This window comes from Microbispora sp. NBRC 16548 (assembly GCF_030268985.1).
GTDB lineage: Bacteria > Actinomycetota > Actinomycetes > Streptosporangiales > Streptosporangiaceae > Microbispora > Microbispora catharanthi.
This window is the reverse complement of sequence record NZ_BSSF01000018.1, coordinates 54,047-71,136: the sequence shown is the minus strand read 5'-3', so window position 1 is coordinate 71,136 and position 17,090 is coordinate 54,047. Positions and strand designations below refer to the sequence as shown.

Annotated in this window: 15 protein-coding genes; 10 read left to right on the top strand and 5 right to left on the bottom strand. The window is 71.7% G+C overall.

Features of this window, described 5'->3' with window-relative positions; genetic code table 11:
• Positions 1–9 precede the first annotated feature (9 nt).
• Positions 10–354: a nucleoside/nucleotide kinase family protein gene (locus QSK36_RS36470; RefSeq protein WP_285785538.1), complete on the top strand. Its 345-nt coding sequence runs from the start codon at positions 10–12 to the stop codon at positions 352–354.
• 50 nt (positions 355–404) lie between these two features.
• Here the strand turns inward: QSK36_RS36470 and QSK36_RS36465 are convergent, their stop codons facing one another.
• Positions 405–1,058 carry a helix-turn-helix domain-containing protein gene (locus QSK36_RS36465; protein ID WP_225898744.1) on the bottom strand — a complete coding sequence of 218 codons (654 nt, stop codon included), beginning with the start codon at positions 1,056–1,058 and terminating at the stop codon, positions 405–407.
• 98 nt (positions 1,059–1,156) lie between these two features.
• On the opposite strand from QSK36_RS36465, the gene QSK36_RS36460 reads away from it, so the two are divergent.
• Positions 1,157–2,281 (top strand): NAD(P)/FAD-dependent oxidoreductase, encoded by a 1,125-nt coding sequence (locus tag QSK36_RS36460; RefSeq protein ID WP_285785537.1) that lies wholly within the window; start codon positions 1,157–1,159, stop codon positions 2,279–2,281.
• Positions 2,282–2,287: 6 nt separating this feature from the next.
• On the opposite strand, the gene QSK36_RS36455 is transcribed toward QSK36_RS36460, so the two are convergent.
• Complete coding sequence (locus tag QSK36_RS36455; protein ID WP_285785536.1) at positions 2,288–3,442, bottom strand: PucR family transcriptional regulator; 1,155 nt, start codon at positions 3,440–3,442, stop codon at positions 2,288–2,290.
• Positions 3,443–3,511: 69 nt separating this feature from the next.
• Entirely contained in the window at positions 3,512–3,835 is a 324-nt protein-coding gene (locus QSK36_RS36450; protein ID WP_352241539.1) for an EF-hand domain-containing protein, read from the bottom strand.
• An 8-nt stretch (positions 3,836–3,843) separates the two neighbouring features.
• On the opposite strand from QSK36_RS36450, the gene QSK36_RS36445 reads away from it, so the two are divergent.
• Positions 3,844–4,758, top strand: a complete 915-nt coding sequence (locus QSK36_RS36445; protein WP_183542944.1) for an SDR family oxidoreductase — start codon at positions 3,844–3,846, stop codon at positions 4,756–4,758.
• Here QSK36_RS36445 and QSK36_RS36440 read toward each other — a convergent pair.
• Together QSK36_RS36440 and QSK36_RS36435 are read right to left on the bottom strand one after the other, a co-directional pair.
• Positions 4,742–6,982 (bottom strand): sialidase family protein, encoded by a 2,241-nt coding sequence (locus tag QSK36_RS36440; RefSeq protein WP_285785535.1) that lies wholly within the window; start codon positions 6,980–6,982, stop codon positions 4,742–4,744. The genes QSK36_RS36445 and QSK36_RS36440 overlap by 17 nt on opposite strands.
• A 193-nt stretch (positions 6,983–7,175) precedes the next feature.
• Positions 7,176–8,297, bottom strand: coding sequence for a cellulose binding domain-containing protein (locus QSK36_RS36435; RefSeq protein ID WP_183542941.1), 1,122 nt, complete (start codon positions 8,295–8,297; stop codon positions 7,176–7,178).
• A 662-nt stretch (positions 8,298–8,959) separates the two neighbouring features.
• On the opposite strand from QSK36_RS36435, the gene QSK36_RS36430 reads away from it, so the two are divergent.
• The 7 genes from QSK36_RS36430 to QSK36_RS36400 all read left to right on the top strand — a co-directional run bounded on the left by QSK36_RS36430 (position 8,960) and on the right by QSK36_RS36400 (position 16,692).
• Positions 8,960–10,342: a cytochrome P450 gene (locus QSK36_RS36430; RefSeq protein ID WP_285785534.1), complete on the top strand. Its 1,383-nt coding sequence runs from the start codon at positions 8,960–8,962 to the stop codon at positions 10,340–10,342.
• A complete protein-coding gene (locus QSK36_RS36425) occupies positions 10,339–11,235 on the top strand; it encodes a terpene synthase family protein (protein WP_285785533.1) in 897 nt (298 codons plus the stop codon). Before QSK36_RS36430 ends, QSK36_RS36425 begins: the two co-directional genes overlap by 4 nt.
• Before the next feature lie 2 nt (positions 11,236–11,237).
• The gene (locus tag QSK36_RS36420; protein WP_285785532.1) at positions 11,238–12,803 is read left to right on the top strand and encodes a prenyltransferase/squalene oxidase repeat-containing protein; all 1,566 of its coding nucleotides are present in this window, start codon (positions 11,238–11,240) and stop codon (positions 12,801–12,803) included.
• 203 nt (positions 12,804–13,006) lie between these two features.
• Positions 13,007–15,295 carry a nitrate- and nitrite sensing domain-containing protein gene (locus tag QSK36_RS36415; RefSeq protein WP_285785531.1) on the top strand — a complete coding sequence of 763 codons (2,289 nt, stop codon included), beginning with the start codon at positions 13,007–13,009 and terminating at the stop codon, positions 15,293–15,295.
• Positions 15,292–15,741: a roadblock/LC7 domain-containing protein gene (locus QSK36_RS36410; protein ID WP_183542925.1), complete on the top strand. Its 450-nt coding sequence runs from the start codon at positions 15,292–15,294 to the stop codon at positions 15,739–15,741. The genes QSK36_RS36415 and QSK36_RS36410 overlap by 4 nt, the downstream gene beginning before the upstream one ends.
• Positions 15,738–16,112, top strand: coding sequence for a DUF742 domain-containing protein (locus QSK36_RS36405; RefSeq protein WP_182903428.1), 375 nt, complete (start codon positions 15,738–15,740; stop codon positions 16,110–16,112). Before QSK36_RS36410 ends, QSK36_RS36405 begins: the two co-directional genes overlap by 4 nt.
• Positions 16,093–16,692: a GTP-binding protein gene (locus tag QSK36_RS36400; RefSeq protein ID WP_139578827.1), complete on the top strand. Its 600-nt coding sequence runs from the start codon at positions 16,093–16,095 to the stop codon at positions 16,690–16,692. Before QSK36_RS36405 ends, QSK36_RS36400 begins: the two co-directional genes overlap by 20 nt.
• The last annotated feature ends 398 nt before the right edge of the window (positions 16,693–17,090 follow it).

Sequence of the window (17,090 nt, the reverse complement as noted above, 5' to 3'; positions counted from 1 at the left end):
GTCCTATATATGTACGACGATTCGCCATGCCGCCGGGAATGTCAAGCTGTCGGCCACGAGCTCGCCGAGCACCTCGCCCGGGCCGGGCGCCCGGTGCTGCGGGCGAGCCTCGACGACTTCAAGCGGCCGTGGCGCGACCGGCACCTGTACGACCGGGAGTCGGGCGAGGGGTACTACCGGAACGCGTACGACTACGACGCGGCGATCGCCCTGCTGCTCGAACCGGCCGGGCCGGACGGTTCGGGGAAGGTCGCGCTGTGCTCCATCGACCCGCTGACCCAGGTGGACCACTCGTCGGTGCTTGCGACCGCCGCGCCCGGCGCGAGGCCGATCCCGTGGGGCGGGCCGACGTGATCGTGGACAACACCGACTTCGCGGAGCCCCGGCTGCTGAAGTGGTGACCGTCAGCGCGGGGGCTCGGACAGGGCGGACGTGAGGCGGCAGGCGGCCTCCAGGACCAGCGGGCCCACCTTGTCCGCGTCGAGGTCGGCGAAGCTGACCACGCCGACGGACGCCTCCAGCCACGGCAGGCCCGGAATCGGCGCGGCGATGCCCTGCGCGCCCTCCTGGAGGTGTCCGCTGCTCACGTGCAGCGGCGGCTCGGTGCGGCCCTCGCGCAGCGCGAGCAGCGCCAGCCCGGCCGCGCCGCGCGTCAGCGGATGGCGCGAGCCCTCACGGTAGGCGACGTGGAAGTCGGTCCACGACGGCTCGACCACCGCGACCGCGAGGCCCTCGTCGCCTTCGGCCACGGTCAGGTGCGCGGTCGCCCCGGCCTGCTCGGCGAGCGCGCGCAGCGCCGGCAGCGCCGCCGCCCGCAGCAGGGGGTGCACGGCCTGGGCCAGCACGAGCACCCCGAAGCCCAGATGCACGCGGCCGTGCGCGTCCCGCCGGGCGAAACCCTCGGCCTGCAGGGTCGTCAGGAGGCGGTAGACGATCGGCCGGCTCAGGCCCAGCTCCTGGGCGAGCTCGGTCGGCGTGCGGCCCCTGTTCGCGTCGGCGAGCAGTCGCAACAGCCGTAAGCCCCGTTCGAGCGTTTGCGCCGATTCGGCCGCCATCATGCTCTGATTATGGCCGCACCGGTGCGCCTGTAGGCGAAACCTCCATTCGACGTAGCCTACGTCGGATGTAGGTTCGGCCCGCGATCAAGGAGTGGTGGATGAAGTCGGCGATCGTCGTGGGGGCGGGGATCTGGGGGGCGTCGCTGGCGTTGCGGCTGGCCGACGAGGGCTGGCGGGTGACGCTCGTCGAGCAGTACGCGCCGGGTCACGTGCGTCAGGCCAGCGCCGGGGAGACCCGCCTGCTGCGCTGCGCGCACGGCTCGGACGACTGGTATCCCCGGCTGGCCTGGCAGGCCCGCGACGCCTGGCGCCGGCTGGAACAGCGGACTGGCGAGGAGCTGTACGTCGAGTCGGGGCTGATGTGGTTCGCCCGCGACCCGGACGGCTGGGAGACGCGCAGCGCCCGGGTGCTCGAGCGGCTGGACATCCCCTGCGAGCTGCTCGACCCGGCCGAGGCGGCGCGGCGGTTTCCCGGCCTGCGGGGCGACGACCTCGCCTTCGTGCTGTGGGAGCCGAACGCCGGAGTGCTGCGGGCCCGGCGGGCGACGCAGGTGACCGCGCGCCTGGCCGGCGCGGCCGGCGTCCGGCAGGTCCGCGCCCGGGCCGTGCCGTACGGTCGCGGGGCCGGGGTCGTGGCGGACGGCGAGGTGCTGACGGCGGACCGCGTGGTGTGGGCGTGCGGCGCGTGGCTGCCGCGGCTGTTCCCGCACGAGGCGGGACACGTCGAGGTGACGCGGCAGGACACCTTCCACTTCGGGGTGCCCAGGGACTGGACCACGCCGCCGCTGCCCGCGTTCTGCGACTACGACCTGTCGGCGTACGGGCACGGCGACCTGGACGGCATGGGGATGAAGGTCACCGGCGACGCCGAGGGCGAGCCGTACGACCCGGAGAGCGGCGGCAGGCGGGTGCTGCGGCACACCGAGGAACAGGCGCGCGCCTACCTGGCCAGGCGGTTCCCCTCGCTGGTGGGCGCGCCGGTGGTGTTCAGCCAGGTCTGCCAGTACGCGCTGACCAGGGACGCCGAGTGGATCATCGCCGAGGTCGAGGACGGCGTCTGGCTGCTGGGCGGCGAGTCCGGGCACGGCTTCAAGCACGCCCCGGCCCTGGCCGGACACGTGGCGGAGATCCTCGACGGCGCGCGGGAGCCGGAGGCGCGGTTCGGCCTGCACGAGCGGCCGGCGGCCCGGGGCCTGCGCACCAGCGGCGGCACCATCCCGTAGGGAGGGCTAGCCGGGCGGGTCCTGGCGGGCCTGGCGGGCGCGCAGGACGATCTCCAGCTCGAACCGGACGTCGGGGTCGGCGAGCGCGTCGCCGTACAGCTGCTCGATCTGGCGCAGGCGATACCGCACGGTCTGCGGGTGAACGTGGAGCGCCGCGGCGACCTCGGCGACGCCCCGGCCGTGACGCAGCCAGGCGAGCAGGGTCTCGGCCAGGCGGTCCTGCTGGCTCTGGCGCAGGTGGGCGAGGGGCGCGAGGCGCACCTCCGCCAGGGCGGACACCAGGTCCTCGTCCTTGAAGACGACCAGCGTGGCCATGTGGTCGGCGCAGCGCAGCAGTCCCCGCCGGGGCAGGACGCCGCGGGTGCCGAGGTCGAGGGCCTCCCTGGCCCAGCCGAGCGAGTTCGCGGCGGCGGCGAGCGGCACGGCGGGGCCGATCGCCGCCCGCCAGCCGCGCAGGGCGTTCTCCAGCGCCTGCACCCGCCCGGGGCCGCCGGGGTCCGGCACCACGAGACACGGGACGTTGCGGTCGAGCCCGGTCAGCACGTCCGGCGGCAGCACCGGCAGGGGAGAACCGCCGTCGCGTTCCTCCAGGGCCACCCCGGCGACCGTACGTGGAAGCCGCCAGCCGGCCGCCCTGGCCATGTCGGCGACGGCCTCCGGCGAGGCCGCGGGCCGGGTGAGCAGCAGGTCGAGCAGCCGCCGGCGACGGCGCTCCATCTCGCCTGCCGCGTGCGCCCGCGCCTCGGCGAAGCCTTCCGCGGCCGCGTCGGCGAGCTGGTCGAGGTAGACGAAGATGGCCTCGCCCAGGTCGTACAGCGTCCGCGGGTCGAGGCCGAGCTGCTCGGACTGCTCGGTGAGCCGCCGCCACGCCACCCGCGCGCCCAGCCGCATCGCGGTCTGGAAGGGCTCGAGGTCGCGCCCCTCGGCGGCCTCGCCCCTGCCGATCGTCCGGAAGACCTCGGGGTCCCACGGCGCCCGCGGGTTCTCGATGCGTTCCAGGAACCCCTGCAGCGCCTGGTTGACCGACAGCCGCAGGACCTTGATGTAGATCTCGTCCTCCGGGCGGGCGTATTCGGGCACCCGCCGCTGGATCTCCGTGATCATCCGGTCCGCGACGTCGCCGATGCGGGGACGCAGCAGCCTCGCGACGCCCGCCGGCACCGCGCCCCAGAACTCGTCGTCGCCTTTCAGCGTTCGCTCAACGCCCGCTCAACGCCCGCTGAACGCCGCTCAGCGCTGCTCGGCGCTGCTCAGCCAGGCGCCGAACTCCTCCAGATCGATCAGGCCGTCGCGGTCGGCGTCGACCCTGTCGATCGCGCCCTGCGCCCCCTGCGGTGTGAGCGGCCGGCCGAGCACCTCCATCAGGCGTACGAGCTCCTCGGCGGAGATCCGCCCGTCCCCGTCAGTGTCGATAAGTTGAAAAGTCGCCGCATATTCGCTCATGCCGTCCTCCTCCGGGATCGCGATCAGCACCCTAGCTGAAAGCACGCGCTGCCCCCAGGGATCGCGGCCAAGCGGCAGGGCCCGGTTTTTGTCGGTGGCGTGTGCCACCATGCCGTCTCATGACGAGCAGCCTGACGGGAAAGGTCGCACTGGTCGCCGGAGCGACCCGGGGCGCGGGACGCGGCATCGCGATCCAGCTGGGCGCGGCGGGGGCGACGGTCTACGTGACCGGCCGCAGCACCCGCGAGCGGCGCTCGGAGATGAACCGGCCGGAGACGATCGAGGAGACGGCCGAGCTGGTGACCGCCGCCGGCGGGCGGGGGATCGCCGTGCCGGTCGACCACCTCGACCGCGAGCAGGTGCGGGCCCTAGTGGAGCGGATCGACGCCGAGCAGGGCGCGCTCGACGTGCTGGTCAACGACATCTGGGGCGGCGAGCTGCTGTTCAGCTGGAACGACCGGCTCTGGGAGCACTCGCTCGACGACGGCCTGCGCATCCTGCGGCTGGCGATCGACACGCACATCATCACCAGCCATTACGCGCTGCCGCTGCTGATCCGCAAGCCGGGTGGTCTGGTGGTCGAGGTCACCGACGGCACGGCGGAGTACAACGCGGCCAACTATCGCGTCTCGTTCTTCTACGACCTCGCGAAGACGTCCGTGAATCGCATGGCGTTCGCCCAGGCCAAGGAGCTGGCGCCGCACGGCGCGACCGCGGTGTCGCTCACCCCGGGCTGGCTGCGTTCTGAGCTCATGCTGGAGCACTTCGGGGTGACGGAGGCCAACTGGCGCGACGCGCTGGCCAGAGTGCCGCATTTCGCCATCTCCGAGACCCCGGCCTTCGTCGGACGCGCGGTGGCGGCCCTGGCCGCCGACCCGGAGGTGAGCCGCTGGAACGGGCAGTCGCTGTCCAGCGGACAACTGGCCCAGGTGTACGGCTTCACCGACGTGGACGGCAGCCGCCCCGACTGCTGGCGATATCTCGTGGAGGTCCAGGACCCCGGCCGCCCCGCCGACGTCACCGGCTACCGATGACAGAGCCGGTCCGGGGCGAACGGGTGCCGAGGGTGGCCGTGACCAGGGTCCAGTCGATGTGAGCCTCGGCCGCGTTGCCGCCCGCCGTCCCCGCCACCCAGTGCGCGACCTGCGGTGTCTCCCTGCTGTCCGGGACCACCCAGGTCGCGCCCGTGTCCGCGCCGTCGCGGTGCAGGCGGGCCACTCCGGCGCTGTCCACGGTCACCTTCCAGGTGGCGGGTCTCCCGGCCTCGGGGAGCGTGAAGACCCTCTCCCAGGTGCCGGATCCCTTCGTCATCGTCCACACGCCGCCCCGCTGCACCGTCAGCATGAGCCGCCGGGCGCCGTTGGCGACCTTCGTCCCGAGGCTGACCCCTCGTCCGGTCCGCGGGTCCAGGGCGCTGTCGTCGATCACCCGGCCCCGGAACTCCACGGTGAAGTCGCACGCCCTGGTCACGTCGAGGGGCAGCACGGCCGAAACGACCCCGCTCGTGGCGCTGCGCAGGCGCAGGCCGCCGTCTGTGAGAGTCGCCCCCCGGTCGAGTGCCCATCCCGTCCAGGAGCCGCCCGCCACGTGGTCGGTCACCTCGACCAGCTCCAGCACGGCCTCCCCGTCGGCGCCGACCGACATGCCCGGCGAGCCGTCCGCCGCCGGGACCGTCCACCGCGCTCCGGGCGGGCCGGCCGGGGGGACGGCCTGCGCGGTCGCGGTGCCCGCCGCGTCGACGATCACCCGCCACCGTTCTCCCACCCCGGGGACGGGCACCCATCCGTCCGCCGTCAGGGCGTGCGGGCCGTCGGGCCGTACGGCCATCCTGAGGAGGCGCGTGCCCGTGTTCACCTCGATCGCCAGGCCGTCGCCGGAGCTCGGGAAGCGGGTCACCCTGCCGTGGAAGGTCAGGACGAAGCCCTCAGGCGGTCCGTACGGGCGGCTGATCCGCCCGGAGGTCAGGCGGAGACCGCGGGCGTCATCAGGGGAGGAGCCCCCGGGGGCCGGGCCGCTTTCGCCGAATGATCCGAGGACTTCGGCGCCGCCGCTCACGGTCCACCCGCCCCAGCCGGGGGCGATCCCGGTGAAGACTTCGGCCAGGTCGAGGCGGGCGAGCTTGATCTCGATCTGATTGTGCTCCCAGACGACGAAGAACCGGCCCGGCTCGTACTCGTCGGCCGACGCGTAGACGTCCCAGCCGCGGGCCGCGCCCTGGGTGAGCCGCCTGCCGTCGGCGAAGAGCCGCCCCGGGCCCCAGGGCGTACCCGGACGTCTGACCTTGTAGTGGAGGACCTCGCGATACTGGTCGGGCTTCGCGGACGCCGGGCCGGTGAACGGCCCGGCCAGGGTGTTGTAGACGGTCAGGTAGCGATCGAGGGAGTCCTTCGTGAAGAAGGTCTTGACGTAGTAGTTCGGCAGCTCGGGGTCCACGGCGAAGGCGGACCAGGTCAGCCCGCCGTCGGTGCTGGTCGCGGTCGCGGCGTACGCGGCGTGGGTGCGGTAGTGGGCGTCCTTTTCCGCCGCGGTGCCGCCGCGCAGCGTACGCGCGACCATGAGCAGGGTGCGCGGGTCGTCCTGTGACACGACGACCTGCGGCTCCTCGACGGACAGGCCGGGCGGATTGTCCGCCAGAGCGCCCGGCGTCCAGGTGACCAGGTCGGCCGAGCGCAGCACGCCCGCCCTGGTGGTGCCACCCGCCGCCTGCCAGTACGGCACCAGCCAGACGCCCTCATACCTGAGGGGTTTGCCGGCCACGACGACCCCGCGGGAGTTGGGCGGGACGGCGACGGAGACGGGGTGATCGGCCCAGGTGCGGCCGCCGTCGGTGCTCCTCCTGGCGACCATCGTCACCGGGAAGCCGTCGACGTTCCCCTCGGCGTCGCGGTCGGCCGCGATCGTGATCCGGCCGAGCAGCGCCAGCAGCGCGTCGCCGTCCTTGAGGAACACCACGTAGTGGTAGCGATGGGTGGGGGTGGCCGCCGCGAGCGTGCCGGTGGTCCAGGTGCGGCCGCCGTTCTCGGACCGGGCATACATGATCGCGCCCTGGTCGGTGGGGGAGGGGTCCACCGGGTCGGCGGCCCCGGCCCGCCAGGCGACCACGAGGCGGCGGGCGTCGGGGGCGGCGACGTCGGGGACCCGGTTGCCCTCGTGGGCGAGTTCGCGCACAGAGCCGGTGCCGCCGTACACGGTGACGGGGTCGCGGACGGCGGCGCCGACCACGTCGATGTCCGGCCATAGCCGGTCAGAGGGGATCACCCGTACCAGGGAACACGGTGGGCGGCCGCGTGACGGCGGCTGTCACGAACAGTTCGGAACACGTGCATCGGGCCGTAAGCGCGCGTCCCCCGGGGCCCGCATAGGGGGCACCGGGGGACACCGGGGGACACCGGGGGACGCACGCCTGCCGGGCGGGCCGACCGCGCCGATAGCAGGCCCGGCCCGATCGAGGTCAGGCGGCCGCGCAGGCGGGCGTGGGGGCGGGGTTGGCGGCGTTCCAGGAGGCGATGAAGCCGAAGGTGGTGCTCGCGCCGGCGCCGAGGGAGCCGTTCCAGCTCTCGTTCTTCACGGTCACGCTCGCCCCGCTCTGCGTGGCCTTGCCGCCCCACGCCTGGGTCACCTGCTGTCCGCTGGCGAAGGTCCAGGTCACGGTCCAGCCGCTGATGGGAGCGGTGCCCGTGTTCTTGACCGTGACCTCGCCCTGGAAGCCGCCGCCCCACTGGTTGGTGATCGTGTAGGTCGCGCCGCAGCCGGAGGGGCCGGACGAGGGCGAGGGGGAGGGGGACGGCGACGGAGAAGGCCAGCGGGTCGGCGAGGGGCTGGGGCTGGGGCTGCGACTCGGGCTGGGGCTGTGACTCGGGCTTGGGCTGGGGGACGGCTGCGCGCCGCCGAGCAGGGCCGACAGAGCGGGATACCACTTGTCCGCCATCTTCTGGTTGCCGCTGTCGCTGGGATGCACGCCGTCGTAGGTGTCCGTGCTCGTGCTGAAGCCGGTCCACTGGTCGACGACCACGATCGGGGAGGCCGCCGTGGTCTTCGAGGCGGCCCAGCCCGGGATCGCGCTGTTCAGGGCGACGGCCCGCTGGGCGCACTCGGGGCAGGTGCTCGGGTTCATCGGGATGATCTGGGCGACCAGGATCTTCATGTTCGGGTTGCTCGCCCGCATCTGGTCCACAAGCTTGCTGTAGGCCGCGAGGATCGTGTCGGTCGGCTTGTTGCTCCACACGTCGTTGGTGCCGAAGTGCATCATCACGATGTCGGGACGGGTCGCCGAGAGCCAGGCCGGGAGTTGGTTCTGGTCGGCGACGTTCGTGACGAGGAAGCCGCCGTGGCCCTCGTTGTCGCCGTCGTACGGCACCCCGCACCCCTGCGCGGGCAGCGTCCCCACCATGTCGATGTCGGTGAAGCCGCCGTTCTGCAGCTTGTTCCACAGCAGGGCCCGCCAGCAGCCGGGCGATCCGGTGATCGAGTCGCCCAGGGGCATGATCCGCACCGCGGCCGCCTCGGCGGGCCGGGCGACGAGCAGCCCGAGCACCACGAGCAGGGCCGCCATCACCGCGCTTCTCTTCGACATCGCGTCTCTCCCTCGTGCCGTCCGGCGCGATGGTAGAGAGCGGTCCGCCGCCAGACCCAGGGACGAGGCACGGAAAAAGCCCTGACCAGCGGGGATGTATGTACGTTTCACCCGATGACGCGCGGCGCGGGCGGGCGCCGCTTCCGGCTCGCACGGTCTCCGCCGGCGCAGGAGCCCCTGCCGTCCGCCGCCAGGGGACGGTGCCGTGTTCCGCCGCCGGGCACGAGCGAATATGCTGCTCGGGATTAACTTTCCGCACGTCACCGAGAGGATTCGGTCCCCATGTACAAGGAGTTCCTCGGCGAGGTCGTGGTGTGGCTGATCCCCATCGTCATCCTCGTGGGCATCGCGCTGCTGGTGACCAGCCACTCCTGACGACGCGTCGTGAGGGGCCGGGCCGTGGAGGCCCGGCCCTTTTGCTTTCGCTCCCCACGGTGCGGCCACGGTGCGGCCACGGTGCGGCAAGTCAGCCCTCGCCAGGAACCTAAACGCCACCCACGTCTCAACTGGTGACTAATGCCTACAAAAGTATCACTAGGCCGGAATATTGATCATTTCGACCGGATCATGTGATACTCCGCCAGTGATGTTCGGTGTGGTCGCTGGACGAGGCCCAGGCGAGGGGCGTCCGGCCACACGCGTACCGCGAGAGGGAGACGGCCGTGACCTCCGAGGCGATCGACATCCACCGGGTCGCGAGGCGTTCCGCCCTGCCGTTGCGCCGGACCCTTCGTCCTTTGCTGCGGGATCCCGTCAACGCGCTCGCCGGCTTCGCCCGGCAGGCGCGCGGTGAGGTCGTCCGGTTCAATCTCGGGCCGTTCCGTCCCTACCTGGTGAGCCATCCGGACCACGTCCAGCACGTCCTGCGCCATGACTGGGAGAACCATCCGCGCGAGGGGATGTTGTGGAAGCCGGTGGAACGGCTCGCCGGCAGGAGCATCATCAGCGACGGCCCTGACTGGGAGTCCGCCCGGCGGATCATGCAGCCCCTCTTCACCACCAGATACGTCGCGAGCCTGACCCGGGACATGGCCGAGACGATCAACGAGGGCCTCACGGCGTGGGAGCCGTACGCGCGGGCGGGGCGGTGGATCGACATCTACGAGGAGATGAGCCGCCTCGTGAGCAAGACCGTCATCCGCGTCCTGTTCGGCAGCAAGATCTCGCTCTCGGACGCTGAGCGGCTCGGCCCGGCGTACGGGATCGCGGCGACCTCGTTCGCCTCCCGGCTGCTGCTGCCGTTCGCGCCGGACTGGATCCCGTTGCCGGGAGACCGAGCCTTCATGCGAGCGGTGAAGACGATCGACGAGGTCGTGATGCCGCTGGTCAGGCAGGCCCGCAGGGAGCCGGGGGACGGCAACGACATCATCTCGGCGCTCGCCCGCGCCCGCCGCGACGAGGAGGACGCGACGGCGGAACGGCGGATCAGGGACGATCTCGTCAGCATCTACGGCGCGTCGGTGGAGACGACGGCGGTGGCGCTGACCTGGCTGTGGCCGACCCTCCACGACCATCCCGAGGTCGCCGCCCGGATGTACGAGGAAGTGGAGACCGTGGTCGGACGCGGGCCGGTGGACGCGGAGTGCCTGCCCCGGCTCACGTACATGAAGACGGTGTTCAGCGAACTGCTGCGGCTGTACCCGCCGGGCTGGATCCTGCCCCGGATGGCGGCGAAACCGAGCCGGCTCGGTGATGTGCCGATCGAGGCCGGTTCCACGCTGTTGATCAGCCCTTTCGCTACCCATCGTCTCGAGGGGTTCTGGGACCGTCCCGAGGAGTTCGACCCGGAGCGGTTCGCCGAGGAGGGCGGCCAGGAACGCCGGCACCGGTACGCCTACTTCCCGTTCGGCGGGGGTCCGCACGTCTGCATCGGCCAGCACCTCTTCTACGCGGAGGCGCCGCTGATGGTGGCCGGCCTCCTTGCCCGCTTCCGCCCGCAGGTGCGCGCTCCCCGCCCGCTCACGCCGTTCCCGGCGGCGTCGCTGCGGCCCAAGGAGCTGGTCGAGGTGCGCCTGGTCCCCCTCGCCGGGGGCGCCACGGCATGAGCATGGCACGAAGCCGCGACGCCGCGCACCTGGCGGCGGCGGCCGCAAGTGGCAGGACCAGTGCTCTCGCCGCGCGCTGCCAGCGAGACCTGCAGGAATGCGTGCAGGCATTCCCCGAGCTGTTCTCGGCCGGGCCGTTCGACGCGACGCTGTTCGCCACGGTCTCCCTCGCCAACGCGTTCGGCTCTCCGTGGGCCGCCGCGGAGCAGCTCAGGATCGCCAACCGCACGTCCTTGTGGATCTTCGCGGTCGACTGGCTGATCGACCATGAGGCCGCCTCGCATGAAGAGATCGACGAGATCGTGCGGGGCTGCCTCGCGGTGGCGGACGGCCGCGGGGCCGTCCCGGACACGTCGCTCACCCGGTTCCTCGCCGTCATCCGCGACGACCTCGCCGCGTCCCCGCTGTTCCCGGGCCTCCACGCGGTCTGGCGCGCCGAGCTCGAACGCATGCTCGGCGCCATGGCGCGCGAGTGGGAGTGGAAGCAGGACGGCGAGCCCGCGCTGCCGACGTTCGAGGAGTATCTCGGCAACGCCGACAACTTCGGCTCCACCCTGGTCAACGTCGGGCACTGGATCCACTCCGGCGATCCGCTCCTCGTTCCCCACCTGGACGAACTGCTCCGGGCGAGCGGCGCCGTCCAGCGCGTGCTGCGCCTGCTCAACGACCTCGCGACGTACGAACGCGACGTCGGCTGGGGGGACCTGAACGCCCTCATGCTCGGCGTGTCCCGGGACGAGGTGGTCGCGCGCGTCGCGGCCCTCACCGGCGAATGCCACGCCGTGCTCGAGCCGCTGCGGGCAACCCGTCCTGACGAGTCGGCGTACCTCGAACGGCAGATCGGTTACAGCACGGGCTTCTACGGGCTCGCGGACTACTGGGGCGGACTTTGAGCGTGAACGACCTTGCCCCGCAGGCGGCCATCGACGTCACTGGTGCGGCTCAGGACCTGGTGCTCGGGCTGATGTCGATGCCCTGGGGACAGGTCTCGCCGTCCGTCTACGAGACCGGCCGTCTGGTGACGTTGGCACCCTGGCTCACCGGGCACGGCGAGCGCGTGCGCTGGCTGATCGACACTCAGCGGAGCGACGGCGGCTGGGGAGCCCCGGACGGCTACGGGCTCGTGCCCAGCCTCAGCGCGACCGAGGCCCTCCTGTCGGTGCTGCGCCGGGGCGACGACGCCGGCGTGGACGTGGAGACGTTGCGGGAGGCTGCGGCGCGCGGGCTGCGGCGGCTGTCGCGCTGCCTCAGCGGCGCGCGGATGTCGCTGCCCGACATGCCGGCCATCGAACTGATCGTCCCGTCCCTGGTCACGCTGATCAACGAGCACACCGAGGAGAACGGGGTGAGCGACGCTCTGGCGCTGCCCGCGGGGATGAGCGCCGCACCGCTGAAGGCGGTCCGCGCCTGGCTGGCATCCGAGGCGGAGATCCCACAGAAGCTCCTGCACGCGCTGGAGATCGCCGGTGACGCGGCCAACGGTGCGGCCGTGGTCCACGTGACCGAGATCGGCACGGTCGGCGCCTCGCCGGCTGCGAGCGCGGCGTGGCTGGGAGACAGGGGGCCGAGCGAGCCCGGGCATCCCGTCCGCTGGCACCTTGAGGCCATCGTGCGCAGGCACGGCGGCCCGGTGCCGGTGGGGCTGCCGATCACCGTGTTCGAGCGCGGCTGGGTGCTGAGCTGGCTCGCCCGGGCGGGCATTCCCTTCGACGTGCCGCCCGAGATGCTGGCCGACCTTCGCGCGGCGATCGGCCCCGAGGGCACGCCCGCCGGCGCGGGCCTGCCACCCGACGCCGACACCACCTCGGTCGCGCTGTACGCGCTGGCGCTGCTCGGTGTGCCGTACGAGCCGGACAGCCTGTGGGCCTTCGAGACGCCGACGCACTTTTGCACCTGGCAGGGCGAGGAGGGCTCCTCGGTCAGCGTGAACGCTCACGTGCTTGACACCTTCGGCCAGTACGTCGCGGTACGGCCGGCCGAGGCGGCGCGGTACGCGCCGGCGATCGGCAAACTGTCGGCCTGGTTGCGTGAGCGGCAGCGGGAGGACGGAAGCTGGGACGACCGCTGGCATGCCTCGCCCTACTACGCGACCGTGTCATGCTCTCTCGCGCTGCACGAGTTCGGCGGCCCTGAAGCGGTGCCGGCAGTGCGTGCCGCGGTCGAATGGGTGCTGGACACCCAGCGCGAGGACGGGTCATGGGGCCGGTGGACAGGTACGGCGGAGGAGACGGCCTACGCCCTGCAGCTCCTGATGTTCGCCGGAAGCGGGGAACGCGTACGGGACGCGGCGGCGCGCGGGTACGCCTACCTGCTTCGGGTCGCGGACGTCGCCGAAGGGCCGCCGCTGTGGCACGACAAGGACCTCTACCGGCCGCTGGCGGTCGTCCGTGCGGCCGTCCTCGCCGCGATCCATCTCGCACAGTCCCGATCACTTGGTGTGAGGCCCATCAGTCAAGTATGATCTCGGCACGGGAAATCCGTCGAATTCGGAAAAGTGGACATTTTCGCCACTATATTCCCGACTTGAGGGCTTTTCGTCGCCTTTGCTAAGGTGGCCGAGATATAGCGCGGGTGTGGGGTGAGCAGCGCTTGCGACCCATGACGTCGTGCGAGTGTTAATCGTCGCGAAAACCTCGCGTATCGCCGATTTCGCAAGGTGGTCTCATGCGCTTCCGTAATTCCAGGGTGCGGACCAAGGTGACGGCATTGCTGGTGTCCCTTGCCGCGCTGTGGGCGTTCGCCGCGTGGGTGACGCTACGGGAGGGTCTGAATCTCGTCTGGGTCGCGGTCTACGACAAGGGAGTGGCTCAGCCCAGCGAAACGCTCCTGGTCGAGTTGCAGCAGGAGAGGCGGTTGACGGCCGTCGTCCTGGCTCAGTCCTCGTCCGCCGACCGCGCCGCCCTGACGGCCCAGCGCGTGCGCACCGACGCCGCGGCCGCCGACTTCCGCCGCCTCTCCAAAGGCGGTGACGTGCAGTTCGCCGCGGACGAGGTGCTTCAGCGGCGCATCGACGAGATGATCCGCCAGCTGGACGGTCTGCGCAAGAACCGCGGTCTCGTCGACGGCGGGCAGATGGACCGCGTCAAGTCGTTCGACGGCTACACCGCTGTCATCGACTCCGTCTATCGCACGTACGACGCCCTGGCCACCCTGGACGACGAGGGTGTCGCCGAGGACACGCGAGCGCTCATCGAGCTGAGCCAGGCGCGGGAACTGCTCTCGGAGGAGGACGCCCTGCTTGCCGGCGCTCTGTCGTCGGGACGGCTGACGGTGTCGGAGCGCGCCCGCTTCTCCCAGATCGTCGGTGCGCAGCGCTTCCACCGCAGCGAGGCCGTGCAGGCGCTGCCCGACGCCGACCGTGCCGTCTTCGACCGCCTGGAGCGGAGCCAGACCTTCGCCCGCCTGCGGACGCTCGAAGAGACCGTCATGGAGAGCACCCGGCCCGGGGGTCTGCCACCGATCGGCGCGGAGCAGTGGAGATCGGCGACCGAACCGGCCCTGGCCCAGTTGCAGAAGACGGTCCTGGATGCCGGTGACCGTCTGGTCGAACGGACCGTCCCGGTCGCCGTCGCGGTCGTCGCCCGCCTCCTGCTGGCCGGCGTGCTCGGCCTCGTGGCGGTCATCGCGTCGATCGTCCTGTCGGTCACCACGGCCCGGGCCCTGGTGCGTCAGCTGGAGAAGCTGCGCGAGGCCGCGCTCGAACTGGCCAACGAGCGGCTGCCAGGAGTGGTCGCCCGCCTCGCCCAGGGCGAGAAGGTCGACGTCAAGGCCGAGGCGCCGCCGCTCGACTTCGGACCCGACGTCATCGGCCAGGTGGGCGCGGCGTTCAACACCGTGCAGGAGACCGCCATCCGCACCGCCGTCGAGGAGGCCCAGCTCCGGCAGAGCATCCGCGACATCCTGCTCAGCCTCGCCCGGCGTACGCAGTCGCTGGTGCACCGCCAGCTCACGCTGCTCGACGTGATGGAGCGGCGCGAGTCGGACCCGGCGGAGCTGAAGGACCTGTTCCGCATCGACCACCTCGCCACCCGCATGCGGCGCAACGCCGAGAACCTCATCGTCCTGTCCGGGGCGTCTCCCGCCCGCGCCTGGCGGCGCTCGGTGCCGATGGTCGACGTCGTACGCGGCGCGCTGGCCGAGGTCGAGGACTACACCCGCGTCACCGTGATGCCGATGGGGGAGACCGCGCTCATCGGACGCGCGGTGGGCGACGTCATCCACCTGCTCGCCGAGCTGATCGAGAACGCGGTGTCGTTCTCCCCGCCGTACACGATGGTGCAGGTGGGCGGCCAGGCGGTGGCCAGCGGCTACGCGATCGAGATCGAGGACCGCGGCCTCGGGATGAGTGCCGGGGACCTGGAGGCGACCAACCAGCGGATCGCCGACCCGCCCGAGTTCAACCTGTCGAGCACTGCCCGGCTCGGCCTGTACGTCGTCAGCCGCCTGGCCGAGCGGCACGGGATCAGGGTGTCACTCAAGGCGTCGCCGTACGGCGGGACGACCGCGGTCGTGCTGCTGCCGCGCGACCTGGTCATCGAGGGCGGGGAGGACCTGCCCGGGGAGGAGACCGCTTCCGGTCTCCCGCGGCGGGAGCCCGGCTCCCGGAGGATCGCGCTGGTCGGCGCTCCCGAACCAGTTCAGGAGGTGGTTCCCGTGCCGAGGGCTCCCGAGCCGCCCAGGCCCGTGCAGAGCGTCCCACCGCCCGGCGGCGCGGATCCGGACAGGCCCGAGCCCTCGGCCGGGTTCACCCCGTCAGGCCTGCCCTTCCGGGTGCCGCAGGCCAACCTCGCCCCCGCGCTCGCCGAGGAGTCGAGGAACGCGAACGAGGCGGAGGACCAGGAGGACCGCTCGCCGGACGACATCCGCAAGATCATGGGCTCGTTCCAGTCGGGGACGAGGCGCGGCAGATCCGAGGCCGCGAAGCTGCTGAGTGACGAGGAGGACAACCTGTGACGCAGAAGACCGGGGCCTCCGCGGACCTCGCGTGGCTGCTCGACGACCTCGTCGCGCGGGTCCGCGAGGTCGAGCACGGCATCGTGCTGTCCACCGACGGCCTGCTGCTGGCCGGCTCGCAGGGACTTCGCGTGGAGGACGCCGAGCACCTGTCCGCCGTCGCCTCCGGCCTGCAGAGCCTGGCGCGCGGAGTCGGCGAGCGCTTCCAGGGCGGGTCCGTACGGCAGACCATCGTGGAGATGAAGTCGGCCTACCTGCTCGTGACCGTGGCGGGCCAGGGCGCCTGCCTGGCCGTGCTCTGCTCGGGAGACGCCGACGTCGGCCTGGTGGCGTACGAGATGGCCATGCTCGTCGTGCGCGTCGGGCAGTACCTCACCTCGCCCGCCCGGACCGCGATCGACCGGGCCGCGCTGGACCGGGCCACCGGGAGCGAGGTCCGCCGGTGAACGCCGAGTGGAGCCCGGACGAGGAGCGCTTACTCGACGCGCCGACCATCCGGCCATACGTGATCGCACGCGGCCGTACGGAGGCGCAGGACCGCTTCGACCTCATCTCGCTCGCGGTCACCATCCGGCCCACCACGGGAGCCGAGATCGGGCTGGACCCCGAGCATCAGGCGATCGTGCGGCTGTGCCGCAGACCGCTGTCGGTCGCGGAGATCGCGGCCCATCTGGACCTGCCGGCCGGGATCGTCCGGGTCCTCCTCGGCGACTTGTTCGACCGGGGATTCGTGGCCGTGCAGCAGCCCCAACCGGAGATGGACGTGCTCGACGAGCGGATGTACAAGGCGGTGCTCGATGGCCTTCGGGCGCTCTGATTCGGCGAAGAACCCGCCGAAGATGCCTACGGCGATCAAGTTGCTGATCGCCGGAGGCTTCGGGGTGGGCAAGACCACGATGGTCGGCGCGGTGTCGGAGATCCGGCCGCTGCGCACGGAGGAGACGCTGACCGACCGCAGCGTCGGCGTGGACGACCTGTCCGGGGTCGAGGCGAAGGCGACCACCACGGTGGCCATGGACTTCGGCCGCATCAGCATCGGGCAGGACTTCGTCCTCTATCTCTTCGGCACCCCCGGCCAGGAGCGGTTCTGGTTCGTCTGGGACGAGCTCGCCCGGGGAGCGCTCGGCGCGGTCGTGCTGGCCGACACCCGCAGGCTCGCCGACTGCTTCCCCTCCGTCGACTACTTCGAGCGGCGCGGCACGCCCTTCGTCGTCGCGGTCAACTGCTTCGAGGGCGCCCCGGTCTTCGATCTGGACGAGGTCAAGCTCGCGCTCAACCTCGGCCAGGACGTGCCGATCATGCTGTGCGACGCGCGCAAGCGGGAATCGGGCAAGGAAGTCCTGATCGAGCTCGTCAAGCACGCGTACGGCAAGCGCCCGACCGCCGCCACCCGCTGACGCTTTCGCCGGCTCCTCACCCGGGAGTGTCCGGGTTTCTTGGCGTACGCGGCTTTTCTACCGTTGCGTACGATTTACGTTTCGTGGCAGGGTGGCGTTTGCGTACCTCGGTTCGCGCGCGGCCCGCGCCCGAGCGGGCGCCCGTTCGGTTTCGGCCGCCCGTTAATGCCGCCTGATTGCTCCTCATTCATCCCTTTTGGGCCTCGTGGACCGGCCGTACTTTCCTTCGCCGTCGACCATGCGTAACAGGTGCACAACAGCCGTTGATATGAACCTAACCCCCCTGTAACCTCGGCCCCATCGCAGAAACTATCGGGCGAGTGCCGAAAGTTTCGGTCGGAATCCAGAAGGGAAACCACCGTGAAGTTGAGTCGGCGAGGTGCGGCGCTCCTAGCGGC